Here is a 23,977-nt window from a genome sequence, read left to right as displayed (position 1 = left end):
CCGAAATTGCAAACCGGATCGAAACTGCAATCGCGGATTGGAACGATGAGTAAACTGCGTGGGTAGCTAAATACCCACGCCAGAGAAAATAACTTCGCAGCAACCATACCTGCAAATAATGCAGGCATCAAGTGAAGCAGGTGAAAAAATTAATCGTTTTTAACCACGATCGTTGGGAACTTGGACGACATATCCTTCGCCTTTTCCGCTACCTTGATTGCGATCTTGCGTGCGATCTGTTTGTAGATAACGGCAATCGGACCATCCGGATCGGCAACCACTGTAGGCTTGCCGGAATCCGCCTGCTGGCGGATCGACATCGTCAACGGCAAGGCACCGAGGAAATCCACGCCATATTCGCCGCACATCTTTTCGCCGCCGCCTTCACCGAAAATTGCTTCGGCATGACCGCAGTTGGAACAGATATGGGTGCTCATGTTTTCGACGATACCCAGGATAGGGATGCCGACTTTTTCAAACATCTTCAAACCTTTGCGTGCATCCAGCAAGGCGATGTCTTGCGGCGTGGTAACGATGACCGCGCCGGTGACCGGCACTTTTTGCGACATCGTCAACTGGATGTCGCCGGTACCCGGTGGCATATCAACGATCAGGTAATCCAGGTCGCGCCAGTTGGTTTGCTCCAGCAATTGCGACAAGGCTTGCGTCACGATAGGACCACGCCACACCATAGGTTCATCCGGATCGATCATGAAACCGATACTTGACACCTGCAAACCGTAGTTTTCCATCGGCTCCATGGTTTTGCCATCCATGGTTTCCGGACGACCGGAAATACCCATCATCATCGGTTGCGACGGGCCATAGATATCTGCATCGAGGATACCGACTTGCGCACCTTCCGCCGCCAGCGCCAGCGCCAGGTTGACCGAAGTGGTGGATTTGCCGACGCCGCCCTTGCCGGACGCGACTGCAATGATGTTTTTTACATTGGCCATCAACTTGACGCCACGCTGTGCCGAGTGCGCCACGATCTTCGAGTGCACATTGGCAGTCACGCTGCCCATGCCCTCTATCGTGCGGACTGCTGCAATTGATGCCTTGCGGATGCCGTCGATCTGGCTTTTGGCCGGATAACCCAATTCCACGTCAAATATGACGTTATTGCCATTGATCTGGATGTTTTTTGCGGAGCGGCTGCTGACCAGGTCCTTGCCCGTGTTCGGATCGATGACGGTCGTCAATGCTTCTTTTACTGCTTCAATCGTAATACTCATTGGTTCTCCTGAATTTTATAGCGCAAGTCTAAACTAATTGCCCGCCCTACGCTGCTGCCTTGCCGTCCGGCATTGTCATATTTTCATTTACCACCTTGAGAAAAGCCCTTATAGCCGCCAAATAATGCGATATGCAGCAGTAAGTACAGTCGATGTAGATTCGACACGCCCTAGCTGTACGACTTACAATGGCGTACTTAGAAGACTTTTCCATGACTGAAAAAATTATTCCGCTCGCAGACCTCCGCTATCAGAACAGGATACCGGTCATTCCTGCACGCCTTGAAGCACCTACGGGCTTGCTGGCGGATACCCGTGCGCGTCCTTTGCAGGATTTACGCATCTCGATCACGGATCGCTGCAATTTCCGCTGCGTTTATTGCATGCCGAAAGAAGTCTTCGACAAGGATTACGCATTCCTGCCGCAAAGCTCTTTGCTGTCCTTCGAGGAAATCACCCGCATTACTTCCCTGTTCGTCGCCCATGGCGTGGAAAAAATCCGCCTGACCGGCGGCGAACCGCTATTGCGCAAGAATGTAGAAAAGCTGATTGCCATGCTCAGCGCATTGCGTACCCCGGATGGCCGCGAGCTTGACCTGACGCTGACCACCAATGCATCACTGTTGGCACGCAAGGCACAAGCACTGAAAGACGCCGGCCTGAAACGCGTGACGGTATCGCTGGATGCGCTGGACGATAAAGTTTTCAAGCAAATGAACGACGTAGACTTTGCCGTCTCCGATGTACTGGAAGGCATAGAAGAAGCGCATCGTGTCGGCCTCGGTCCGATCAAGATCAATATGGTGGTCAAGGGCGGCATGAACGATCAGGAAATCGTGCCGATGGCGCGTTATTTCAAAGACAGCCCTTACATCCTGCGTTTCATCGAATATATGGACGTCGGCGCATCGAATGGCTGGAAGATGGATGAAGTCATTCCATCTGCCGAAGTCATACGCCGCATCAACGCCGAAATGCCGCTCGAAGCGATCGCACCCAACTATGTCAGTGAAACCGCCGGACGTTGGCGTTATACGGATGGTGGCGGCGAAATCGGCGTCATCTCCAGTGTCACGCAAGCCTTCTGCAGCGATTGCAGCCGTGCACGCCTGTCAACCGAGGGCAAGCTTTACACCTGCCTGTTCGCAACCGGTGGCCACGATCTGCGTGCGCTGATGCGCAGCGGAAATACGGATGAAGAAATCTCTACCGTGATAGCCCACATCTGGCGCACACGCAGCGATCGCTACTCGGAACTGCGCACTGCCAATACCGATGGTTTGACAACCGAACGCAAGGTCGAGATGTCTTACATCGGCGGCTAATCACCGCCGATTCAGGCGGCTCTCTCATACAACTGAATCAATTCAACCAGCAGATATCGGACCAGCCCAAGAATATGGACATCAGTCAAATTACCGGACTCATACTTGCAGGCGGACGCGGCACCCGCATGGGTACCGTCGACAAAGGCTTGCAGTTATTCCGCGATGCACCCATGGCCTTGCATGTGCTGATGCGCCTGTCGCCGCAAGTCGGCTACATCATGATTAATGCGAACCAGAATATCGCACCCTATGAAGGTTTCGGTGTCCCGGTATGGCAGGATGAAATGCAGGGCTTTGCCGGGCCGCTGGCCGGTTTGCAGACCGGATTGATCCATTGCGAAACCGACTACCTGGTGACATCACCTTGCGACTCCCCTTTCCTGCCAACCGACCTGGTGCAGCGCCTGGCCGATGGCCTGGAGCAAAACAATGCAGACCTCGCGGTGGCCGTCACCGGCAGTGGTGACACACGGCAGGCGCATCCGGTCTTCTGCCTGGTCAAGGCCTCGCTGCTACCGCACCTGACGCTGTACCTGCAGGAAGGCGGGCGTAAATTCGATAAATGGTATTCATCGCTGGCCGCAGCCGAGGTTCACTTCGAAGACGAAGATGCCTTCCGCAATATCAATACGCTGGATGACCTGCGTAAATACGAGACCACTGCCTGATGAATCTGCGCTATTCACACCTCCTGCGCGATGCCGCACTTAACGACGATTTAGACGAACTCATGCCGAACGACACTCCAGCCGAATCCAGTGATAAGCGCACGACGCTTTCCAACGTCATCAGTTGCCTGTCGGACTACGATCCCGATGCGCTGCCGGTCCCGGATGCGCAAACCATCATTCGCCAGTTCATTCAGCCTATCAATGCAATTGAAAAGGTAGCGATCCGTAGTGCACTGGATCGCGTATTGGCAGCCGATATCGTCTCCCCTATCAACGTTCCTTCGCACGACAACTCGGCGATGGACGGCTATGCCTTCCGTGGCAGCGACTTGCAGAAGGAACAGGACCTGCAACTGAAAATCAAGGGCACCGCCTATGCCGGTCGCGCTTATGAAGGCAGCGTTGCTAGCGGTGAATGCGTACGCATCATGACCGGCGCCGTGATGCCGGTCGAGTGCGACACCGTCATCCCGCAGGAATTTACGCGTGACGAAAGTGAACAAGGCGTGACCATACCGGCAGGTGTGGTGCGCACCGGCGACAACCGTCGCCTCAAAGGTGAAGATCTGGCTATAGGTACACCAGCCTTGCAAAAGGGCCGTATCCTGCGCCCTGCTGACCTCGGCCTGCTGGCGTCACTCGGTATTGGTGAAGTACCGGTGCAGCGTCGTTTGCGCGTCGCCTTCTTTTCGACTGGCGATGAATTGCGCTCCATCGGTGAAACCCTGGATGAAGGCTGCGTCTACGACAGCAATCGTTACACGCTGCACGGCATGTTGACCCGCCTTGGTTGCGACATCGTCGACATGGGTGTGATCAAGGATGATCCGGCCGCACTGGAAGCCGCCTTCCGCACCGCATGTGAAAACGCGGATGCCATCATCACCTCGGGTGGGGTCTCGGTCGGTGCCGCTGATTACACCAAGCAAATGATGGCGGAACTGGGTGATGTCACCTTCTGGAAAATAGGCATGCGCCCGGGTCGCCCGATGGCCTTCGGCAAAATCCAGTCACATGGCAAGGAAGCGTATCTGTTTGGCTTGCCGGGCAATCCGGTCGCCGTGATGGTGACCTTCTATTTCCTCGCACGCCAGGCTTTGCTGCACATGATGGGCGCATCGGAGGTCACGGCACCGCCTATGCTGCGCGTCGTATCCAAGGCAGCGATCCGCAAACGTCCGGGTCGCACTGAATATCAACGCGGGATTTTGAGTCGTAATGCTGATGGCATCCAGGAAGTCCGCATTACCGGTTCCCAGGGCTCGGGCGTCTTGCGCTCGATGTCCGAAGCCAACTGCATGGTCGTGCTCGAACATGAACGTGCCGAAGTCAAAGCCGGTGACCTGGTCGATGTAATCCTGTTCGAAGGCTTGATTTAAATTTTTTCCGCCCCGCTCACTCGCAGCGGGGCAACAAATATTTCCACATGGAAATACATTCACACTTCCATTGCACTATTCATCCAACTGATTGCAAACATTTGTCATTTTGCACACGGGAAATGATGCAAACCGGCACAATTCGTCTATGCTCTGTTGCATATAAGTAATCAGTTTGAATCTGCTTGCGCGCACGCCTGAATAAAAAGTAAAAAGCGGCGCAGCACCGAACCATCAGGGAGGCATTGTGGACAGATCGCCGGCAACATCAGCATCGACGACTGAACTCGCTCGTCCGGTTAACATACCGCCACGCCCGGCCCTGTTGATCGCAGTCCAGCATGAGATGAATAAGGAAGAACCGCATCTCAAAAAAATCGCGCGCCTGATCAATCGTGATGTCGCAATCGCCGGCAATCTGTTGGCAATCGCAAACTCGGCCATGTTCAACCTCGGCCGGCACATAGAAACTGTCGAAGACGCGATTACCTTGATTGGCCTGAATAACTGCAATGCATTGATGACCAGCCTGATGATGCGGCGCGCGCTATCGCATGGCAAGATGATGATGCCGCGCTTCTGGGACGTATCGGAAAAGCGCTCATGGGGCATGATGTATGTCGCCAAACTGACCAAGGTCAGTACCCCGGAGCTGGCATATAACTTCGGCCTGTTTTCCGATATCGGCATTCCGCTGATGATGGCGTCCTTCCCTAATTACGCGCAAACACTGAATGCCGCCAACAAAATGGAAGCCAGCGGTTTCATCGAACTGGAAAACCAGTGCCACCGGATTAACCATGCAGTGGTGGGTGGCATGCTGGCCGAGCATTGGAGTGTTGATCCTATCGTCGTCCTCGCGATCAAGAAACACCACACGCACAGCATCATCAGCGACCTGACATTTTCAGAAAAAGTCAGGCAATTGATTGCGGTTTTCTATCTGGTGGATAAGGCGATACAGGAACACCGCCACACCACCTCTGTCGAATGGCAGGAAGGTGGCCGGCTGGCCAGCGAGATACTGGAGTTATCGGATGACGATGTAGAGCAGATTTGTGTCGACCTGAAGACGCATTTCAATAGCCGCCTGTCATGATGCGGCCTGCCTGAATTACAGCTTGCCGGCCTTTTTCAAACGATAAGTCAGGCCGTCGACGATATCGCTACTGCCGTTTTCACGCGCAAAATCAATCGCCGTCATGCCGGCATCATTCTTCAGGCTGGCATCCGCGCCGGCATCCGATAATACTTTGACCGAATAAATAAAACCGCCGCGCGCCGCCATCATCATCGGCGTGGTTTTATTCGGCGACAATGCGTCCAGTTCAGCCCCCTGTTTCACCAGGATTTTCACGATCTCGCTATCGCCGGATGCCGCCGCGTAATGCAAGGCCGTCCAGCCGCTCTTGTTCACCGCAGCGCCCTTGGCCAGCAAGGCCTGTACCGCCGGCATATTCGCCTTGAAGGCGGCAATCATCAAAGCCGTATCGCCATTGCGCGCCTGCTGCTCCAGGTCTATACCACGCGCATTCAAGAGCACCGGAAAAACCTTCATCGAACCTTCACGCAGTGCCAGGATCAAGCCGGAATCACCGCGCACGCCTTCTATCGTATTCGGATCGAAACCACGTTTCAGCAAGGCGGTCACGGTCTGTACTTCATCCAGCGATACCGCACGGAAAAAGTCCTCATACGCACCGGCACGCGCCAGCGGGGGGCATAGAGACAAGGCAGCAGCACTCAGCAACACGGCCAGGGTCAGCCTGCGCATGGGTAAAAACTCAGCGGCTTGCATTCTTGTATCCGACATACGATTAGCGTGCGATCTTGAAGAGATTGAAAAAATTATCGCTGGTCTGTTGCGCCAGTTGCTCCAGCGGCACGTCTTTCAGCGTCGCCAGGTATTCACCGACATGGCGCACCAGGCCCGGTTCATTCACCTTGCCACGATGCGGCACCGGTGCCAGGTACGGCGAATCGGTTTCGATCAGCATTTGTTCCAGCGGCACTTCACGCGCGACGGCCTGCAAGTCTTTCGCGCTTTTGAAGGTCACGATGCCGGAGAAGGAAATATAAAACCCCATTTCCATCGCAGCGCGTGCGACTTCCAGTGACTCGGTAAAACAATGCATGACGCCAGCCGCACCACCGGCATCCGTACCGGCACCCTCTTCGCGCATGATGCGTATGGTGTCTTCCGACGCAGCGCGGGTATGGATGATCAGCGGCTTGCCGGTCGCACGCGAAGCGCGGATATGGCGGCGGAAACGTTCACGCTGCCATTCGAGGTCGCCTTCGAGACGGTAGTAATCGAGACCGGTTTCACCGATGGCGACGATTTTCGGATGTTCGGATAAACGAACCAGGTCTTCGACCGAAGGCTCCGGCGTATCTTCATAGTCCGGATGCACGCCTACCGATGCGTAGATATGCGGGTAGCGTTCCGCCAGTTCCAGCACGCTGGGAAAATCCGGCAGGTCGACCGACACGCAGAGTGCATGGCTGACTTTATTCTCGGCCATCTTGCCGAGGATTTCAGGCATGCGCGCAGCAAGTTCGGGGAAATTAATGTGGCAGTGGGAATCGATAAACATAGGCGGAATTGTACGCGTCCGGCAGCTTTACTGCATCCACGCACTCAGGGACAAACAATTTTCCACTGGGAAGCAAAACTAGGCAACCCGTTTGCCTACAATCACCAGGTCACGCTCCACCCCATCCAGCGTGGCGACGCGCGGCATATTCGCCCAACGTTCAAAACCGAAGCGTTCAAACAATTTCAGGCTGGGTGTGTTGTGGCCGAAGATCAGCCCGACCAGCGTATGTATGCCCAGCCTGGGCGCATACGCCATGGCTTCTTGCAACAAATAAGCACCCAAGCCCTTACCGCGTGCATCTTCATGCAAGTAAATGGACAGTTCAACAGTCGCCGCATAAGCGGCGCGGGCGTGGAAGTTGGAATAGGACAACCAACCCAGCACACGTCCCTGCTCTTCCAGCACCCATATTGGTCTCTGTTCCGCAGTGTGCTCGAGAAACCATGTCTGGCGCGAAGCGACCGTCACCGGTTCGATATCAGCTGTCACCTGGCGGGAAGCGATGGTGCTGTTGTAGATGGCGACGATGGCGGGCAAATCGTCCAGGGTGGCAAGGCGGTACGGCAAAGACATAATGGGAAAAGCTGCTCCTGCGCTTAGAGGGTATGCGTGGCGCGCGATGAGCCGAGTGCGGCCCCGAGCAATTCTTCTATTCTTTGCTTGATGCGCTGGCCGCTCTCGTCCGCCGAGAATTGCACACCTATGCCTTGCGCCTTGTTGTTGTTCGCACCGGCCGGGGTGATCCATGCAATCTTGCCGGCGATCGGGTATTTGGTCGGATCATCCAGCAAGGTCAGGATCAGGTAGATTTCATCGCCTATCTTGTAGGACTTGGTCGATGGTACGAAGATGCCGCCATTCGCGAGGAAGGGAATATAAGCGGCGTAGAGCGCGGATTTTTCCTTGATCGGCAAGGACAGCACCGAGGGCCGACCGACGACCGGGCTGCCTGTTGCTAGCGGGTTATCTGCCATCACACACCTTTCAAGAGAAAATCGTCGAATATTCCAGCAACATGTCTTCGATAAAGAGCTTGGGTGCCAATGGATGTTCGGCAATCGCGCGCCTGTCATTGACGGCCTTGATTTCCTGCAACAAGGCAGCGGTCTCGACCCGCTGCGCCAGCGCACCCAACTCTTTTTTGTAGCGTGGATAGTAACGGATTGTGCCGGAAAGTTTGACGGAAAGCACGTCATACAACCAGCGTTGCAACCACGCGACTAATTCCGGCACCGGCGTCTTTTGCAGGCGATCCGCAGCTTTCAATGCACCATCGACACCGGGCTGGGCCAACTGGCGCAGGAAGTCATCCATGGTTTCCCGCATACCCGCCTGCGACGCATCGAATGCCGCCAGTGGTGCACCACCCTGCTCGGCCAGCCAGCCATCGGCATCGCTGACTTGCTGCGACTTCAGCCATTGCAAGGCTTCGTCATGTCCCGGCAGCGCCAGGGCAAATTTACGGCAACGCGACAGGATGGTCGGCAACAGGCGATCCAGGCTATTGCTGACCAGCAGGAACATGGTTTGCGGCGGCGGCTCTTCCAACATTTTCAGCAACGAGTTGGCCGCCGCGGTGTTCAGGACTTCGGCCGGATACAGCACGACCACCCGCATGCCGGAACGATGCGTGGAGATATTCATGAAGTCGCCTAGTGCGCGTATCTGGTCGATCTTGATTTCTTTCGACGGGGCTTTGGTCGCCTTGGTTTTTTTAGTCTCACCAGCTTCGGCATCCTCGCCTTCAGCGCCATCACCGTCATCCAGGATTTCAGGACGCACGCGACGGTAATCGGGATGGCTGTATTGGCTAAACCAGCCGCAAGCGACACAAGTACCGCAGGCATGGCCATCGGCGGCCGGTGCTTCACACAACAGGGATTGGGCAAAAGCATCTGCAAAAGCGGTCTTGCCTATGCCTTCCGCGCCGTGGAACAGGATGGCATGCGGCAGGCGTTCTCGCAATTGTTGCAACTGTTGCCACGATGCCTGCTGCCACGGATAAAGCGTAGTACTCAAGAGTCTATCTCCGCCACGATCACGCGCAATTGCTCCTGGATCGCAGCAATGGTCTGGGTTGAATCGATGACATGGAAGCGTTGCGGGAATTCTGCCGCACGGCGCAGGTATTCGGCGCGCGTTGCAGCGAAGAATTCAACTTTCTCCTGTTCGAATTTATCCAGCGTACGGGTCGCATCAAGCCGCGCCCGTGCGACATCCAGCGGCACGTCGAACAGCAGCGTCAGGTGCGGCTGCAAATGCGGATGCACCCATTGTTCCAGCGCATTCAATTTGGCGCGGTCCAGTTTGCGGCCACCGCCCTGATATGCGAAGGTCGCATCGGTAAAGCGATCAGAGATCACCCAGTCGCCACGTTCCAGTGCGGGCGCGATCACTTGCGCGATATGTTCACGACGCGCGGCAAACATTAGCAAGGCTTCGGTTTCCAGGTGCATTTTTTCATGCAGCAGGATTTCACGCAGCTCTTCGCCGAGGCTGGTACCGCCCGGTTCACGGGTGACAACGACGGTCTTTTTGCGTTCGCACAGCAGCTCGGCAACGAAGGCCAGGTGCGTGGATTTACCCGCACCGTCGATGCCTTCAAATGTGATGAATTTCCCTGTCGTCATGCGCTGGCCATAAGAATGAATGTGATTGATGAAGCGTCCTGCAGGATACTATCTGCCGCGCTGGTATTTATTGACCGCATTATTATGCTCGTCCAGCGTCGCCGAAAACTGGCTGCTGCCGTCACCGCGCGCGACAAAATATACCGCATCCGTTTGCGCCGGGTTCATTGCGGCATGCAGTGACTCAGCCCCCGGCAAGGCGATCGGTGTAGGCGGCAGGCCCAGGCGGGTGTAGGTATTGTGCGGCGTGTCGGTCTGCAAATCGCGTTTGCGGATATTGCCCTTGAATTGTTCACCCATGCCGTAGATCACGGTCGGATCGGTTTGCAGCAACATGCCCTGGCGCAGGCGATTGACGAACACACCGGCTATCATGCTGCGCTCGGACTTCTTGCCGGTTTCCTTTTCCACGATGGACGCCATGATCAACGCTTCATACGGCGTTGCATACGGCAGATTGTCATTGCGTGCGAGCCAGGCTTCATTCAGGCGCTTGAGCATCAGGTTGTGCGCCTGCTTGTAGATTTGCAGGTCACTGGAATTCTTCGCAAACAGATAAGTATCCGGATAAAACAAGCCTTCCGGCAACGGGAAATCAGTGGAGACTTTCGCCATCAAATCCTTATCCGACAAGCCTGCGGTATCGTGCTTTAAACCCGGATGGTTATCAATCGCCTGGCGCATCTGGCGGAAATTCCAGCCCTCGATGATGGTTAGCGCTTCCTGTACAAACTCGCCCCGTACCAATTGCTTGATCAAGCCGTTCGGCGTGGTGCCGGGCTTCAATTCATACGTGCCGGCCTTGAGCTTGGTGCTGTTGCCGGTGATTTGCGCCAGTACGGTCATGAGCCATGGATTGGCCGGTACGCCAGCTGCGTCGATTTGCTGCATGCTGCTTCTGAGGCCGCTACCGGCGGCGATGGTGAACTCCACGCCGGAAGTCTGTTCAGTCGGAAGTATCGGCTGCTCGGCCCAAAACATGAAAGATGCGCCGGCGATAATGCCCAGCAGGATGATGCGCCTGAATAATTTTTTCAAAACAAGGTCTCGGTGAAATCGAACACAATCCGACGCGTTTTTCCCACGCCACTATAATCAGACCCTAATGATAATCGCTGAACCACCTTACGCTCCAATTTATTGATTGAAATTATGACTACATGGCTTACTTTTCTGGCTGACCAAGGCGCAAATATCAGCGACGACGCTGCCCCGCGCATCGTGTCTTTCGGTGCAGAAATACCCGGTGAAACTGCTAAAACCAACTTTGTTGCCCCGCTCACCCATCTCGGCCTGATCGCCGCCAGCGGCGACGATGCTGCCAACTTCCTGCATAACCAGCTGACCAACGACGTGGAGCACCTCGGCAGCAACGAAGCCCGCCTGGCAGGCTATTGCTCGCCCAAAGGCCGTTTGCTGGCCAGCTTCCTGTACTGGCAGACCGCCGACCGCATCATGCTGCAACTGCCGCGCGAACTGCAGGCGGGGATACAGAAGCGTTTGCAAATGTTCATCCTGCGTGCCAAGGCCAAGCTGGTTGATGTCAGTGAAGAATACGTCATGCTGGGCATAGCCGGCCCTGCCGCGGCCAGTGCACTGATGCCCTGGTTCCCTACGCTGCCTGTAGCCATCTATGGCAAGGTCGACAATGAAGCCGGTACCGTGATCCGCCATTCGAACGCCTTCGAAGTACCGCGTTATCAATGGATCACCACGGTAGAGCAAGCAATCGAGGCCTGGCCGCACCTGACAGAAATCCTGCAGGCCAGCGGTGCCGATGCCTGGAACCTGGCGGAAATCGATGGCGGCGTGCCGCACATCACCGCTGCCACGCAAGAACAATTCGTGCCGCAAATGATCAATTTTGAATTATTGGGTGGTGTGAACTTCAAAAAAGGTTGCTATCCCGGCCAGGAAATCGTCGCCCGCAGCCAATACCTGGGCAAACTCAAACGTCGCATGCTGCACGCCAGCGTCATCGCAACCCATGTCGCACCGGGTACCGAAATCTTTTCCGCAAATGACCCGGACCAGCCATGCGGCATGGTCGTCAATGCCGAGCGTTCCGGTGCCGACATCAGCGATTGCCTGGTAGAGATCAAGCTGGCGGCCACCGATGCCCCTGTGCACCTGGGTAGCGCCAGCGGTCCGCTGTTGTCGTTCCAGCCTTTGCCCTACCCGCTGACCGATCCGGCAGTTTGAGCGTAGCCAGCAGATTCATTTCAAATCACGGACAATAGGCAAACAGGCGATGGATCTCTACATCTACTATCGGGTAGCGGTAGCCGACGCAACCGTCTTGCGTGCAAAAGTTTTGACTATGCAAGATAATCTCGCCCGGCTGCATGGCATCCAGACTGCGCTCAAGCGGCGTCCCGAAGCACAGGATGGCATACATACCTGGATGGAGGTCTATCTGGATGTGGCCGAAGGTTTTGCAGCGGAACTGGAACCGGCGGTACTCGCCAGCCAGTTGGCTGACTTGATAGATGGCAAACGCCATACGGAACAATTTTTGGATTTATCTTTATGTGCTTAATCGTCTTTGCATGGCATGTGATACCGGACATGCCCCTGATCGCCGCCGGTAATCGCGATGAGTTCTACGACCGTCCGGCCAAACCGGCAGACTGGTGGGAAGACTATCCGCAAATCTATGCAGGCCGTGATTTGCAAGGTGGTGGTACCTGGATAGGCGTGACCCGCGACGGCCGCTTTGCCGCGTTGACGAATATCCGCGCGCCATCTGAAATGCGTGACGATGCACCATCGCGTGGCGCACTGGTAACCAATTTCCTGGCCGGCACCATGAGCCCGGACGAATACATCGCCGAACTCAAGACCCATCAACAAGATTACAACGGCTTCAACTTGCTGATAGGCGACAGCAAGCAACTGGTCTGGTTTTCGAATCGCGGCGACGGCGATGAACGCAACGGCAAGGCACTGGGACCGGGCATCTATGGCTTGTCCAACTCGCTGCTCGATTGCGCATGGCCCAAGGTCGTACGCACCAAGGCGCAATTCGCCAGCCTGCTGTGCCAGGGCGCGCCGGAAGACGCTTACTTTGAAATGCTGACCGATACCACTTGCGCATCCGATTGCCGCCTGCCGAAAACCGGTGTCAGCATAGAGCGCGAACGTTTGTTGTCAGCCGTTTGCATCGAATCGCCAGACTATGGCACCCGTGTTTCCACGCTGGTCAAATTAAATGGTGGCGCGCAACCAGTGCTGATAGAAAGACCGACACTGGCCATGCGTTGAGAACTGCTGCCTGAACCGGCAGCAGACAGGCATCAGCGCTTAAGTTTTGCCCGCAGCAATTGCTTGATATGCGGCACTTCTTCGTACGGATCAGAGGGATTGCGCTGTTGCACCAGATCTTCCATACGCCTGCGCACACTGGTCAAAGGCGCCAGGTCCGAATAGATATAAAAACGATCTTCGCGTATCGCATCAAACGTCAGTTGCGCCACCTGCGCCGCTGTAATCTTCCCTGCCACGACCGCTTTCTCCGAGAACGCCTGCGCTGCACGCTGGCTGGTAGTCGGCGCTGTATCGTTCTGCATTTCGGCCGGGCGATTGCGTTCCGACTGATGTATACCGGTAGGTACAAAGTATGGACACAGTAAGGAAGTACCGATAGGCGCTTCTATCAATTGCAAATCCTGATACAGCGTTTCCGTCACCGACACCACCGCATGTTTGGACACGTTGTAAATACCCATGGTCGGTGCATTCTGCAAGCCGGCAACCGAAGCGGTATTGACGATATGCCCTTCATAATCAGGATCATCTTGCGCGCATGCCAGCATCAGCGGTGTAAAGATGCGCACGCCATGGACGACGCCAAACAGGTTAACGCCCAGCACCCAGTCCCAATCGCTGGCCGAGTTTTCCCAGATCAAGCCACCCGAGCCGACACCGGCGTTATTGAACAAGAGATGGACCGCAGCGAAGCGTGCCATCGTTGCGTCGGCCAGCTCCTGTACCTGCTCCGGTTTGCTGACATCACAGTGCACTGCCAGCACTGCCACGCCCTGTCCGCTTAATTCTGCTTCCAGCGCAGCCAGCGCATCCTGCTGCACATCGGCCAGCACCAGCTTCATGCCCAGCTTCGCGCCTGCATATGCAAACTCACGCCCAAAGCCGCTGGCAGCACCGGTAATGACCGCTACCCTATCCTTGAATTGTTTCATGCCTGCTTTCGGTTAACTTGTGTGCGAGCACTCAGGCTTGCGTCATTTTCTTCGCGACGTCGGTGCGGCGGATAAATTTAAATGTGCCGCTCGCCTTCGCCACCAGTTTGTCGCCGTTCCATAACTCACCTTCGCAAAAGTAAATGCTGGAAGATGCGTGCAGCACCTTGCCTTTGGCCAGCATGCGCTCGCCTTCGACACCGCCCGGCTGCATGAAGCTGGTTTTCATTTCTATCGTCACACCGCCGCGTATGCCGGGCTCCAGTGAACGTCCGGCCAGCGACATGACATTGTCCAGCATGGTCATGATGACGCCGCCATGCGCGACATGCCAGCCATTCAGGTGGCGTGTCTGCAGGGTTAACGCGATCTGACCCTGGCCACCGCCAAAGTCGACAATTTCGACACCGAGCTCCTGCAGGAAGGGAATAATGGGTTGTGCTGATTGAGTGGAAGGATTCGTCATTGCTGCTTTTCGTTACAAAATGGCGTCATTTTAAGCCATCCCTGGCGTCAGCAAGCCTGCAACGGTAATTCATCCCTTCGCAAGGGGCAGGACGGCCTGGTCCGGCGCTCTATTTACAGCCTTAAACACCATTGTTTATTGCAATTCACACATGTAAGCGTTACGTAAGTTTCACGCAAGTCCTACGTAAGTTTCCAGTCGCACACTCCATTTGCGTACCCGATGTACGAATCCACTCGTGCGTCGAATATTAATAATTATTAAGGAGACGAACATGGCGACAGTATCCACAACTGATCGCAGTATCACGCCGGAGGAGCGGAAAGTTATTTTCGCTTCTTCGCTGGGTACTGTATTTGAATGGTATGACTTCTATCTATACGGCTCATTAGCCGCAATTATTGCCAAGCAGTTCTTTGCTGGTACCGATCCGAATACGGCATTTATTTTCGCCCTGCTCGCCTTCGCTGCCGGTTTCATTGTTCGTCCTTTCGGCGCTATCGTGTTTGGCCGCCTGGGCGACATGATCGGTCGTAAATACACCTTCCTGGTCACTATCGTGATCATGGGTACATCGACATTCATCGTCGGCCTGTTACCCAACTATGCATCCATCGGTATCGCTGCACCTATCATCCTGATCATCCTGCGTATCCTGCAAGGTTTGGCCCTGGGTGGCGAGTACGGCGGCGCGGCTACTTATGTGGCCGAGCATGCACCGCACGGCAAGCGCGGCGCCTTCACATCGTGGATTCAAACCACCGCAACCATGGGCCTGTTCATGTCCCTGCTGGTGATTCTGGGTACACGTACCGCGATGGGTGAAGAAGCATTTGCCGACTGGGGCTGGCGCATTCCGTTCCTGGTCTCGGTGTTCCTGCTGGGTATCTCGGTCTGGATCCGCTTGTCGATGAATGAATCGCCGGCCTTCCTGAAAATGAAATCGGAAGGCAAAGCGTCGAAAGCACCGCTGACTGAAGCGTTTGCGAAATGGGGCAACCTGAAGATCGTTATCCTGGCACTGATCGGTTTGACCGCAGGTCAGGCAGTGGTCTGGTACACAGGTCAGTTCTATGCGCTGTTCTTCCTGACGCAAACACTGAAAGTCGACGGTCCAACCGCCAACATCCTGATCGCGGCTTCGCTGCTGCTGGCAACCCCGTTCTTCGTGATCTTCGGTTCGCTGTCCGATAAAATCGGCCGCAAACCTATCATCATGGCGGGCTGCCTGATTGCTGCGCTGACCTACTTCCCGATCTTCAATGCACTGACCCACTATGCCAATCCGGCATTGGAAGCAGCATTGAAAAATGCACCAGTGGTCGTGACCGCTGATCCTGCAACCTGCCAATTCCAGTTCAATCCAACCGGCACCAAAAAATTCACTTCGCCTTGCGATATCGTGAAAGCCAAACTGGCTGCCGCTTCGGTTGCATACTCGAATGAAGTAGCACCGGCAGGCACGATTGCTACCGTCAAGGTCGGTGATACGCTGTTGACATCCTACGATGCCAAAGGCCTGTCGAAGGAAGAAGCGACTGCAAAAGACAAAGCTTTCTCGAAAGAGCTGAGCGATGCCATCAAGGCCCACGGTTATCCAACCAAGGCCGACCCGAACCAAATCAACTATGGCATGACACTGTTGCTGCTGTTTATCCTCGTGATCTATGTCACGATGGTGTACGGTCCAATCGCCGCCATGCTGGTTGAAATGTTCCCAACCCGTATCCGCTATACATCGATGTCCCTGCCTTACCATATCGGTAACGGCTGGTTCGGTGGCTTGTTGCCAACCACGGCGTTTGCCCTGGTCGCATTCAAGGGCGATATTTACTACGGCCTCTGGTATCCGATCATCATCGCGCTGATCACTTTCGTGATCGGTATGATCTTTGTCCGGGAAACCAAAGACAATGACATCTATGCCAACGACTAATCATCGTTAAGCATTCAAGCCAGTCTTGAATAAAAAGCTGCCAGGCAATTTGCTGGCAGCTTTTTTTATTTCCGGTCGACGCTTTCACGACATTCGTTTCCATACAGAAACACACTTCCATTCTATAATTTGCGCTGTCCAAAGCAGGCAAGATTTGCTATTGTCTGTAAGTCAATAAACCTCTTCTCGCGCTGTCGAGAATGCATCATTTCCATCACTCCCTTCATGACTAAAAGCAACACTATTCATCGCATCGGTACTCCCTTGTCTGCCACCGCAACCAAGGTGATGCTGCTTGGCTCAGGCGAGCTCGGCAAAGAAGTCATCATTTCCTTGCAACGCTTGGGCGTTGAAGTTATCGCAGTCGACCGTTACAGCAATGCGCCCGGCCACCAGGTTGCGCATCGTTCATATGTCATAGACATGACGGATGAAGTCGCACTGGCAGAACTGATCAATCAGGAAAAACCCGATTTGATCGTGCCGGAAATAGAAGCGATTGCCACCGCCAAACTGGTTGAACTGGAGAACGCTGGCACCGTACGCGTGATCCCGACCGCGCGTGCCGCATGGCTGACGATGGACCGTGAAGGCATACGCCGGCTGGCAGCGGAAGAACTCGGCTGCGCCACTTCGCCCTATCGCTTTGCCGACAACCTGAAAGAATTGCAGGCCGGCTGCGCCGAAATTGGTTACCCCTGCATCGTCAAACCAGTCATGTCCTCATCCGGCAAAGGCCAGTCCAAACTCTCCAGCAGCGCTGATGTCGCTGCTGCCTGGGACTGCGCTGCGGCCGGTGGCCGGGTTGATTCCGGCCGCGTGATCGTCGAAGGCTTTATCGATTTCGAATATGAAATCACGCTGCTGACAGTCCGCGCCATTGGCGCCGACGGCGAAGTCCACACCCATTTCTGCGAACCGATAGGCCATGTGCAAGTCAATGGCGACTATGTCGAATCATGGCAGCCGCAACGCATGCACCCGGGCGCCCTGCAAAAGGCACACGACATCGCCAGGCGCGTGACCGACAACCTCGGCGGCCTCGGACTGTTCGGCGTTGAATTGTTCGTCAAGGACGATATGGTCTGGTTCTCCGAAGTCAGTCCGCGTCCGCACGATACCGGCATGGTCACCATGGCCAGCCAGGAACAAAGCGAATTTGAATTGCACGCCAAAGCCATCCTCGGTTTGCCGGTGAATGTAGCCCTCAGTACACCGGCTGCCTCCGCCGTCATCTATGGTCGTCACGATGGCAAGGTAGTCTCGTTTGAAGGCGTGGCTGAAGCATTGCACATCCCCGGTACCGACATCCGCCTGTTTGGCAAACCGGAATCCTTCGCCCGCCGCCGCATGGGTGTCGCCCTGGCCAAAGCCGCCGACGTCGATACCGCACGCAAGAATGCCAAAGCAGCAGCAGCGAAGGTTAATCCGGTCGTCTCCAGCTGATGAAGACGCCGCATATACGTGGCATCGATTTTTTTGCCGGGCGCGTTATTTTCCGCACCGTCTCCCTGCTACTGTATGCGGCCCTTTTGTTCAATGTTGTCGTCCTGGTCTATGACAGCAAGCTTGCACTGTCGCCGCTGGGCCTGGGCGCAGTCATCATACTGACAGGCTTGCTGGGCGTTTCTTTCGTACGTTACTTCTGGTTCCGCGAAACCATTTTCAAGGAAGCGATTTACCTGTGCGAAATGGCACTGGCTGCTTGCGTCATCGTGGTACTCGCCAGCTATCATCCGATGCCATGGCTGATCGCCATCGCCGGCATCTTCCCGCTGGTCTTGCGTACCCGCAGCGCCGTCATTGCAATCTCTGTGCTGGCAATCCTCGGCTACTTCCTGGGCCATGAACTTGGCGCAAGCACGGTTGATTTGCTACCGGATTTCTTTGCCACCGCCTGCATCGGCTGGCTTTCGGTACTACTGGCAAAAACCCTGAACCTGAACCGCGTCTCCCTGCATCAGGCGCATACCAACGAACGTCGCTTCAATGCGATCGCTCGTGTTACCCGTCACATCTTCATCATCACCGACGCACGCTTCAAGATCAAATTCGCCAACCCGGCGCTGCAGGAAGTCATCGGCTATAGCATTGATGACATTATCCGCAACGCGATGAAACCGGTACTGCACAGTGACGATGAAGCAGAACACAAGGATAAACTGCGCGAATTGCGCGACACGCCGCACAGCACCGTTTTCTCGCGCCATCGTACCCGCCACAAGGACGGGCACTGGATATGGCTGGAAACACGCGGCTACAACATGCTGCATGATGCCGCGATCAACGGCCTCGTGTTCAGCATAGAAGACATTACGCTGCGCAAGGAAGCCGAACAAAAACTGCTGGAAGAAACCGCCCTGCTGCGCGCCGTACTCGACCTCAATCCTTCGATGATTTATGCAAAGGATAACGAAGGCCGCTTTACCATCAGCAACCAGAGTTTCCAGAAACGTTTCGGCTTCGATAGCGAAGACGAGCTGCGCGGTAAAACCGCGCTGGACCTGTGTCAGAAAATGGCGGGTAGCAACGATGAGCTCCCTCCTGAAGAGATTGCCGATGAAATCCAGCGCCAGGATTTGCAAGTCATGCAAAGTGGCCAGCCTTTACAGGATCTGGAGGTACGCGGTTTCTGGCGCCAGGATATGGATCGCTGGTTCCATACCAGCAAATACCCATTGCCCGATGTCAAAGGCCAGACCATAGGCGTGCTCGGCGTCACGCGTGATATCACCAAACGTAAAAAGACCGAACTGCAAATCGAATACCAGGCGATGCATGACATGCTGACCGATTTGCCGAATCGCCGCTTCCTGGTCAATACGCTGAGCACGGCGATGGAGACCAGTCGCCAGCGCCAGTCCAGCCTGACCATGCTGTTCTGCGACCTCGACTTCTTCAAAAGCGTCAACGACACGCACGGCCATGACTTTGGTGATCAATGCCTGATTGAAATCAGCAAACGCATCGTGGCAGCGCTGCCGGCCGGTGACTTCGTCGCGCGCTTCGGCGGTAATGAATTCGTCATCCTCACCAATTCTTCACTGGCGGAAGCGACGATCAAGGCGAATGCGATCATGGCGGCAGTATCCGAACGCCTGATTTTCGATAACGTGGTGGTGAAGATCCAGACCAGCATAGGTATCGCGCAGCTCAATGCCAGCCATCAAAGCCCGGCCGATTTGATCCGCGATGCCGATGCTGCGATGTACCAGGCGAAAGAACGGGGGCGCAACCGTACCGAGATTTACGATGCAGCACTGCAAAGTAAAACCACCAAGGATGCCCGCATGGATGTGGCGTTGCGCTTTGCACTCGAACGGAATGAATTGTCGGTGGCTTACCAACCCAAAGTCTTGCTGGCGGACGGCAGCGTACAAGGCTTCGAATTGCTGTTGCGCTGGAACAGCCCGGAATACGGCCTGATTTCACCAAATGAATTCATTCCTATCGCCGAGACTTCCGGCATGGTCGTGCCCATCGGCATGTGGGCGATGGAACAGGCATGCAAGCAACTCGCGGCATGGCAACAACAGTATCCGGAAATGGGCAATCTCACGATGGCCATCAATGTCTCGATGCGCCAGCTCTTGCAAACCTCATTCTTCAGCCAGGTACGCGACATCCTCAATAGCAGCGGCGTTATCCCGCAAATGGTCGAACTGGAATTGACAGAAACCTCGGCAATGGCGAATCCGCTGCAGACGATGGAAAACCTGTCGATGCTGAAGAAGCTAGGCGTGCGCCTGGCGCTGGATGACTTCGGCACTGGCTACTCATCCCTCGCCTACCTGCAAAAACTGCCTATCGATATCCTCAAAATAGACAAGGCTTTTGTGCGCGGCATAGGCAGCAATCAAAGCGATACGGAAATCATCCGGCTGATGATGGCACTGGCGCAAACGCTGAACCTGCAAACCACGGCAGAAGGCGTAGAAACCTTTGAGCAAATCCAGGAACTGAAGAAAATGGGCTGCAACCTCGGACAGGGCTTCCTGTTCTCTGCACCCTTGACGGCGCAGGAAGCGGAAGCCCTGATTGATACCTCACATCGCTTCCCGCTGGTGCTGGTCTAGGCGGGAAGCAAAACTTCTTATTTCAAGCACCCAGCTTGGTATTGGTTTGGTCGAGGATTTTTTCCGGTTGATCCGCGGCTTGCGGACTTTCATTATTCAACTCAGAATGCAGGCGTTCCATATCCAGGTCACCCACCCATTTCGCCACCACCAGGGTCGCGACACCATTACCGATGGTATTGGTCAAGGCACGTGCTTCCGACATGAAACGGTCGATACCCAGGATCAGCGCCAGCCCGGCCACCGGTACATGCCCCACCGCAGACAAGGTTGCCGCCAACACGATAAAGCCGCTACCGGTAATCCCTGCCGCACCTTTGGACGTCAGTAGCAAGACTGCCAGCAGCGTGACCTGCTGCATCAGGCTCATAGGCGTATTGGTCGCCTGTGCGATAAATACCGCAGCCATCGTCAGGTAAATTGCCGTGCCATCCAGGTTGAAAGAATAACCGGTAGGAATCACCAGGCCGACCACGGATTTTTTCGCGCCCATGTTTTCCATCTTGGCGATCATGCGCGGCAAGACCGATTCGGACGAAGAAGTACCGAGCACGATCAGCAACTCTTCCTTGATGTATTTAACGAACTTCCAGATGCTGAAACCGTGCAGGCGGGTAACGATGCCAAGTACCACGAAGATAAAGAACAGGCAGGTCAGGTAAAAGGCCCCCATCAACTTGCCAAGCGATAGCAGCGAGCTGATACCGTACTTGCCTATCGTAAATGCCATTGCACCGAAGGCACCGATAGGAGCAGCGCGCATGATGAAACCAACGATGGTGAAGAGTACGTGCGAGATTTTTTCTATGAAGTCGAACACCAGCGTGCCGCGCCCACCCAGCTTTTGCAGGGCAAAACCAAACAGTACCGAGACCAGCAGCACCTGCAGCACATCACCCTTGGCGAAGGCATCTATCATGCTCATCGGGATGATATGCATCACGAACTCGGTCACCGTCTCCAGCTTGCCGGGTGCAGTGTAAGAAGCCAGGCTGGCGGTATCCAGTGTACTGATGTCGACATTCATGCCGGCGCCCGGTTGCAGGACGTTGACGATAATCAGGCCGACCAGCAAGGCGACGGTGCTCATGACTTCAAAGTAAAGGAGTGCCAGGCCGCCGGTCTTGCCAACTTTCTTCATATCTTCCATACCGGCGATACCAATGACGACCGTACAGAAAATAACCGGCGCGATAATCATCTTGATGAGTTTGATGAAGCCATCTCCAAGCGGCTTCATCGCGGTCCCGGTCTCAGGCAGGAAGTGCCCGAGCAGGACACCGATGATGATGGCAACTATGACTTGTGCATACAGGGATTTATAAAGAGGTGGCTTTTTCATTTGTTCTTCTCGTTAAGGTTGAAGACCCCGATTGAGCCTGTGTCTATCGATGACAGGCACGCCTCAATATAGACCGTTGCTATGTCCGGCAAATACCATGCTAGACCCTTTTTAGGCAGCCCGGATGGAAAAAGATTCACCTGCACAAGACAAATAATTCGCCCCTGAACCACCCCTGCCGCGTTGACAAAGTCCTTTAAACAAGCGTATTTGCGCTATTTACCTGCGGTCACATTGCGGTAACATAGCGAAAAGCGTTTGGCACCACAGCGGCCCATAAGGCTCAGCTCGCCGTTTTAACATCTTCCTCACATTCGCCCGGAACAATCCGCGTTTGGCGCACTAAATGCACGACATTTAGCCAAATCGAATATATTCATGGGCAAACTTATTTTTACTTAAGAATATCTATGAAATTTGATGTCGCGATTGTCGGCAGTGGACTGGCAGGACTCTCCGTCGCCCTTCACCTGGCCGAAACCCGCAAGGTAGCGGTCATTTCCAAACGTGCCTTGCTCGACGGTGCCAGCAGCTGGGCCCAGGGCGGCATCGCCGCCGTACTCGATTCGCATGACAGCGTGGACGAACACGTGGCCGACACCCTGGTTGCCGGCGGTGGCCTGTGTGACGAAGCAGCGACCCGTTTCATCGTCGAACACGGCCGTGAAGCCATCGAATGGCTGATCAAGCAAGGCGTGCCGTTCACACCCGACCCGACCGCCGAACTCGGCTTCCACCTGACGCGTGAAGGCGGCCACGGCCAGCGCCGCATCATCCACGCCGCGGATGCCACCGGCCATGCGGTACAAGTCACGCTGGAACAAAAAGTCCGCGCGCACCCGAACATCACGCTGCTCGAACATCACTACGCAATCGACGTCATCACCGCCGACAAGCTGGACCAGAAGAAAAACGGCCCACGCTGCCTCGGCCTGTATGTACAAGACGTTAAAAGCGGCAAAGTCATCACCATCGCCGCCGAGCACACGGTGCTGGCGACCGGCGGTGCCGGCAAGGTTTACCTCTACACCACCAATCCGGATACCGCGACCGGCGACGGCATCGCGATGGCCTGGCGTGCCGGTTGCCGTATCGCCAATATGGAATTCATCCAGTTCCACCCGACCTGCCTGTATCACCCATACGCCAAATCCTTCCTGATCACCGAAGCGGTACGCGGTGAAGGCGGCGTGCTGAAACTGCCGGTCAGCGCCGGTCGTGATGGTGGCAAGCGTTTCATGCCGGCGCATGATGAGCGCGCCGAACTGGCACCGCGCGACATCGTCGCCCGTGCCATCGATGCCGAAATGAAAAAACGCGGTCTGGATTATGTCGACCTCGACATCAGCGACAAATCACCGGAATTCCTGAAAGAACACTTCCCGACCATCATGGCGCGTTGCCTGGAATTGGGCATAGACATGACCAAGCAGCCGATCCCGGTCGTCCCTGCGGCGCATTACACCTGCGGCGGCATCATCACCGACCTCTCGGGCCGTACCGACTTGCCCGGCTTGTACGCGGTGGGTGAAGCAACCTACACCGGTCTGCACGGCGCCAACCGTCTTGCCAGCAACTCCCTGCTGGAATGCCTGGTGCTGGGTCGCGCCACCGCGAAATACATCGATGAGCAACCGAAGCAAAAGCTCAGCACCCTGCCCGCCTGGGATGAAAGCCGTGTCACTGATGCGGATGAAGAAGTCATCATTGCCAATAACTGGGATGAGTTGCGTCGCTTTATGTGGAACTACGTCGGTATCGTACGTACCACCAAGCGTCTGGAACGGGCGCAGCATCGCATCCGTTTGCTGAAGGAAGAAATCGACGAGTATTACGCGAATTTCCGTATCACACCGGATTTGCTGGAGTTGCGGAACCTGGTCGAAGTCGCATCATTGATCGTCAACAGCGCGCTGTCACGCCGTGAAAGCCGCGGCCTGCATTTCAGCCGTGATTATCCGGATACCTTGCCTAAGGCTTTGCCTAGCGTGTTGTCGCCGGATCGCAAGCATTAAAATTGCCTTGCTTGATAAAAATGCCGTTCAGTTTTTGACTGGGCGGCATTTTTTATTTGCAGGTTTATTTTCTTTTATACGTTGCTGATACTGTTTT

22 protein-coding genes are annotated in these 23,977 nt (G+C 55.2%); 11 read left to right on the top strand and 11 right to left on the bottom strand.

What is annotated here, in order from left to right; translation table 11 throughout:
- Positions 1 to 149 precede the first annotated feature (149 nt).
- Complete coding sequence (apbC, locus tag ACFQPC_RS03885) at positions 150 to 1,238, bottom strand: iron-sulfur cluster carrier protein ApbC (protein WP_382270281.1); 1,089 nt, start codon at positions 1,236 to 1,238, stop codon at positions 150 to 152.
- A gap of 212 nt (positions 1,239 to 1,450) precedes the next feature.
- On the opposite strand from apbC, the gene moaA reads away from it, so the two are divergent.
- The 4 genes from moaA to ACFQPC_RS03865 all read left to right on the top strand — a co-directional run bounded on the left by moaA (position 1,451) and on the right by ACFQPC_RS03865 (position 5,715).
- On the top strand, positions 1,451 to 2,563 hold the full coding sequence (moaA, locus tag ACFQPC_RS03880) for a GTP 3',8-cyclase MoaA (RefSeq protein WP_382270280.1): 1,113 nt from the start codon (positions 1,451 to 1,453) through the stop codon (positions 2,561 to 2,563).
- 74 nt (positions 2,564 to 2,637) lie between these two features.
- Positions 2,638 to 3,234, top strand: a complete 597-nt coding sequence (gene mobA / locus ACFQPC_RS03875) for a molybdenum cofactor guanylyltransferase MobA (RefSeq protein ID WP_382270279.1) — start codon at positions 2,638 to 2,640, stop codon at positions 3,232 to 3,234.
- A gap of 62 nt (positions 3,235 to 3,296) precedes the next feature.
- Complete coding sequence (gene moeA, locus ACFQPC_RS03870; RefSeq protein ID WP_382270278.1) at positions 3,297 to 4,616, top strand: molybdopterin molybdotransferase MoeA; 1,320 nt, start codon at positions 3,297 to 3,299, stop codon at positions 4,614 to 4,616.
- 247 nt (positions 4,617 to 4,863) lie between these two features.
- Positions 4,864 to 5,715, top strand: coding sequence for an HDOD domain-containing protein (locus ACFQPC_RS03865; RefSeq protein ID WP_382270277.1), 852 nt, complete (start codon positions 4,864 to 4,866; stop codon positions 5,713 to 5,715).
- Positions 5,716 to 5,730: 15 nt separating this feature from the next.
- Here ACFQPC_RS03865 and ACFQPC_RS03860 read toward each other — a convergent pair whose 3' ends face one another.
- The 7 genes from ACFQPC_RS03860 to mltG form a co-directional block, all read right to left on the bottom strand.
- Positions 5,731 to 6,390: an ankyrin repeat domain-containing protein gene (locus ACFQPC_RS03860; RefSeq protein ID WP_382270276.1), complete on the bottom strand. Its 660-nt coding sequence runs from the start codon at positions 6,388 to 6,390 to the stop codon at positions 5,731 to 5,733.
- 43 nt (positions 6,391 to 6,433) lie between these two features.
- Positions 6,434 to 7,213 carry a TatD family hydrolase gene (locus ACFQPC_RS03855; protein WP_382270275.1) on the bottom strand — a complete coding sequence of 260 codons (780 nt, stop codon included), beginning with the start codon at positions 7,211 to 7,213 and terminating at the stop codon, positions 6,434 to 6,436.
- Positions 7,214 to 7,291: 78 nt separating this feature from the next.
- Positions 7,292 to 7,792, bottom strand: coding sequence for a GNAT family N-acetyltransferase (locus ACFQPC_RS03850; RefSeq protein WP_382271867.1), 501 nt, complete (start codon positions 7,790 to 7,792; stop codon positions 7,292 to 7,294).
- Between the two features lie 20 nt (positions 7,793 to 7,812).
- Positions 7,813 to 8,190 (bottom strand): PilZ domain-containing protein, encoded by a 378-nt coding sequence (locus tag ACFQPC_RS03845; protein WP_012079837.1) that lies wholly within the window; start codon positions 8,188 to 8,190, stop codon positions 7,813 to 7,815.
- 10 nt (positions 8,191 to 8,200) lie between these two features.
- Positions 8,201 to 9,235: a DNA polymerase III subunit delta' gene (locus tag ACFQPC_RS03840; protein WP_382270274.1), complete on the bottom strand. Its 1,035-nt coding sequence runs from the start codon at positions 9,233 to 9,235 to the stop codon at positions 8,201 to 8,203.
- Positions 9,232 to 9,846: a dTMP kinase gene (gene tmk, locus ACFQPC_RS03835; RefSeq protein ID WP_382270273.1), complete on the bottom strand. Its 615-nt coding sequence runs from the start codon at positions 9,844 to 9,846 to the stop codon at positions 9,232 to 9,234. The genes ACFQPC_RS03840 and tmk overlap by 4 nt, the downstream gene beginning before the upstream one ends.
- A gap of 48 nt (positions 9,847 to 9,894) precedes the next feature.
- Positions 9,895 to 10,884 (bottom strand): endolytic transglycosylase MltG, encoded by a 990-nt coding sequence (gene mltG / locus ACFQPC_RS03830; protein ID WP_382270272.1) that lies wholly within the window; start codon positions 10,882 to 10,884, stop codon positions 9,895 to 9,897.
- 114 nt (positions 10,885 to 10,998) lie between these two features.
- Between mltG and ygfZ the strand changes: the two genes are divergently transcribed.
- From ygfZ to ACFQPC_RS03815, 3 genes are read left to right on the top strand one after another with little or no spacing between them, the layout of a single operon-like run.
- The gene (gene ygfZ, locus ACFQPC_RS03825) at positions 10,999 to 12,048 is read left to right on the top strand and encodes a CAF17-like 4Fe-4S cluster assembly/insertion protein YgfZ (RefSeq protein WP_382270271.1); all 1,050 of its coding nucleotides are present in this window, start codon (positions 10,999 to 11,001) and stop codon (positions 12,046 to 12,048) included.
- Between the two features lie 49 nt (positions 12,049 to 12,097).
- Complete coding sequence (locus ACFQPC_RS03820) at positions 12,098 to 12,385, top strand: DUF4936 family protein (RefSeq protein WP_382270270.1); 288 nt, start codon at positions 12,098 to 12,100, stop codon at positions 12,383 to 12,385.
- A complete protein-coding gene (locus ACFQPC_RS03815) occupies positions 12,376 to 13,110 on the top strand; it encodes an NRDE family protein (protein ID WP_382270269.1) in 735 nt (244 codons plus the stop codon). The genes ACFQPC_RS03820 and ACFQPC_RS03815 overlap by 10 nt, the downstream gene beginning before the upstream one ends.
- A 32-nt stretch (positions 13,111 to 13,142) precedes the next feature.
- Here ACFQPC_RS03815 and ACFQPC_RS03810 read toward each other — a convergent pair whose 3' ends face one another.
- Both ACFQPC_RS03810 and ACFQPC_RS03805 read right to left on the bottom strand, forming a co-directional pair.
- Entirely contained in the window at positions 13,143 to 14,045 is a 903-nt protein-coding gene (locus ACFQPC_RS03810) for an SDR family oxidoreductase (protein WP_382270268.1), read from the bottom strand.
- Positions 14,046 to 14,076: 31 nt separating this feature from the next.
- Positions 14,077 to 14,511, bottom strand: coding sequence for a PaaI family thioesterase (locus ACFQPC_RS03805; protein WP_382270267.1), 435 nt, complete (start codon positions 14,509 to 14,511; stop codon positions 14,077 to 14,079).
- 274 nt (positions 14,512 to 14,785) lie between these two features.
- Between ACFQPC_RS03805 and ACFQPC_RS03800 the strand changes: the two genes are divergently transcribed.
- The 3 genes from ACFQPC_RS03800 to ACFQPC_RS03790 all read left to right on the top strand — a co-directional run bounded on the left by ACFQPC_RS03800 (position 14,786) and on the right by ACFQPC_RS03790 (position 20,523).
- Complete coding sequence (locus ACFQPC_RS03800) at positions 14,786 to 16,447, top strand: MFS transporter (protein WP_382270266.1); 1,662 nt, start codon at positions 14,786 to 14,788, stop codon at positions 16,445 to 16,447.
- A 225-nt stretch (positions 16,448 to 16,672) separates the two neighbouring features.
- Positions 16,673 to 17,893, top strand: a complete 1,221-nt coding sequence (purT, locus tag ACFQPC_RS03795; RefSeq protein WP_382270265.1) for a formate-dependent phosphoribosylglycinamide formyltransferase — start codon at positions 16,673 to 16,675, stop codon at positions 17,891 to 17,893.
- Positions 17,893 to 20,523 (top strand): sensor domain-containing protein, encoded by a 2,631-nt coding sequence (locus ACFQPC_RS03790; RefSeq protein WP_382270264.1) that lies wholly within the window; start codon positions 17,893 to 17,895, stop codon positions 20,521 to 20,523. The genes purT and ACFQPC_RS03790 overlap by 1 nt, the downstream gene beginning before the upstream one ends.
- Before the next feature lie 22 nt (positions 20,524 to 20,545).
- Here ACFQPC_RS03790 and ACFQPC_RS03785 read toward each other — a convergent pair whose 3' ends face one another.
- Positions 20,546 to 21,865, bottom strand: a complete 1,320-nt coding sequence (locus tag ACFQPC_RS03785; RefSeq protein ID WP_382270263.1) for a dicarboxylate/amino acid:cation symporter — start codon at positions 21,863 to 21,865, stop codon at positions 20,546 to 20,548.
- A 410-nt stretch (positions 21,866 to 22,275) separates the two neighbouring features.
- On the opposite strand from ACFQPC_RS03785, the gene nadB reads away from it, so the two are divergent.
- Positions 22,276 to 23,880, top strand: a complete 1,605-nt coding sequence (gene nadB / locus ACFQPC_RS03780; protein ID WP_382270262.1) for an L-aspartate oxidase — start codon at positions 22,276 to 22,278, stop codon at positions 23,878 to 23,880.
- Positions 23,881 to 23,977: the final 97 nt, after the last annotated feature.

It is taken from the genome of Herminiimonas glaciei (assembly GCF_042664955.1).
Lineage (GTDB): Bacteria > Pseudomonadota > Gammaproteobacteria > Burkholderiales > Burkholderiaceae_D > Oxalicibacterium > Oxalicibacterium glaciei.
Note: the sequence above shows the minus strand (reverse complement) of the source record. Positions and strands in the feature narration are given on the sequence as shown.

What these genes read in the sequence shown, in the direction of transcription:
- apbC (WP_382270281.1), bottom strand. Translation starts at nt 1,238, where the DNA reads ATGAGTATTACGATTGAAGCAGTAAAAGAAGCATTGACGACCGTCATC.
- moaA (WP_382270280.1), top strand. Translation starts at nt 1,451, where the DNA reads ATGACTGAAAAAATTATTCCGCTCGCAGACCTCCGCTATCAGAACAGG.
- mobA (WP_382270279.1), top strand. Translation starts at nt 2,638, where the DNA reads ATGGACATCAGTCAAATTACCGGACTCATACTTGCAGGCGGACGCGGC.
- moeA (WP_382270278.1), top strand. Translation starts at nt 3,297, where the DNA reads ATGCCGAACGACACTCCAGCCGAATCCAGTGATAAGCGCACGACGCTT.
- ACFQPC_RS03860 (WP_382270276.1), bottom strand. Translation starts at nt 6,390, where the DNA reads ATGCGCAGGCTGACCCTGGCCGTGTTGCTGAGTGCTGCTGCCTTGTCT.
- ACFQPC_RS03855 (WP_382270275.1), bottom strand. Translation starts at nt 7,213, where the DNA reads ATGTTTATCGATTCCCACTGCCACATTAATTTCCCCGAACTTGCTGCG.
- ACFQPC_RS03845 (WP_012079837.1), bottom strand. Translation starts at nt 8,190, where the DNA reads ATGGCAGATAACCCGCTAGCAACAGGCAGCCCGGTCGTCGGTCGGCCC.
- tmk (WP_382270273.1), bottom strand. Translation starts at nt 9,846, where the DNA reads ATGACGACAGGGAAATTCATCACATTTGAAGGCATCGACGGTGCGGGT.
- ygfZ (WP_382270271.1), top strand. Translation starts at nt 10,999, where the DNA reads ATGACTACATGGCTTACTTTTCTGGCTGACCAAGGCGCAAATATCAGC.
- ACFQPC_RS03820 (WP_382270270.1), top strand. Translation starts at nt 12,098, where the DNA reads ATGGATCTCTACATCTACTATCGGGTAGCGGTAGCCGACGCAACCGTC.
- ACFQPC_RS03815 (WP_382270269.1), top strand. Translation starts at nt 12,376, where the DNA reads ATGTGCTTAATCGTCTTTGCATGGCATGTGATACCGGACATGCCCCTG.
- ACFQPC_RS03810 (WP_382270268.1), bottom strand. Translation starts at nt 14,045, where the DNA reads ATGAAACAATTCAAGGATAGGGTAGCGGTCATTACCGGTGCTGCCAGC.
- ACFQPC_RS03805 (WP_382270267.1), bottom strand. Translation starts at nt 14,511, where the DNA reads ATGACGAATCCTTCCACTCAATCAGCACAACCCATTATTCCCTTCCTG.
- ACFQPC_RS03800 (WP_382270266.1), top strand. Translation starts at nt 14,786, where the DNA reads ATGGCGACAGTATCCACAACTGATCGCAGTATCACGCCGGAGGAGCGG.
- purT (WP_382270265.1), top strand. Translation starts at nt 16,673, where the DNA reads ATGACTAAAAGCAACACTATTCATCGCATCGGTACTCCCTTGTCTGCC.
- ACFQPC_RS03790 (WP_382270264.1), top strand. Translation starts at nt 17,893, where the DNA reads ATGAAGACGCCGCATATACGTGGCATCGATTTTTTTGCCGGGCGCGTT.
- ACFQPC_RS03785 (WP_382270263.1), bottom strand. Translation starts at nt 21,865, where the DNA reads ATGAAAAAGCCACCTCTTTATAAATCCCTGTATGCACAAGTCATAGTT.
- nadB (WP_382270262.1), top strand. Translation starts at nt 22,276, where the DNA reads ATGAAATTTGATGTCGCGATTGTCGGCAGTGGACTGGCAGGACTCTCC.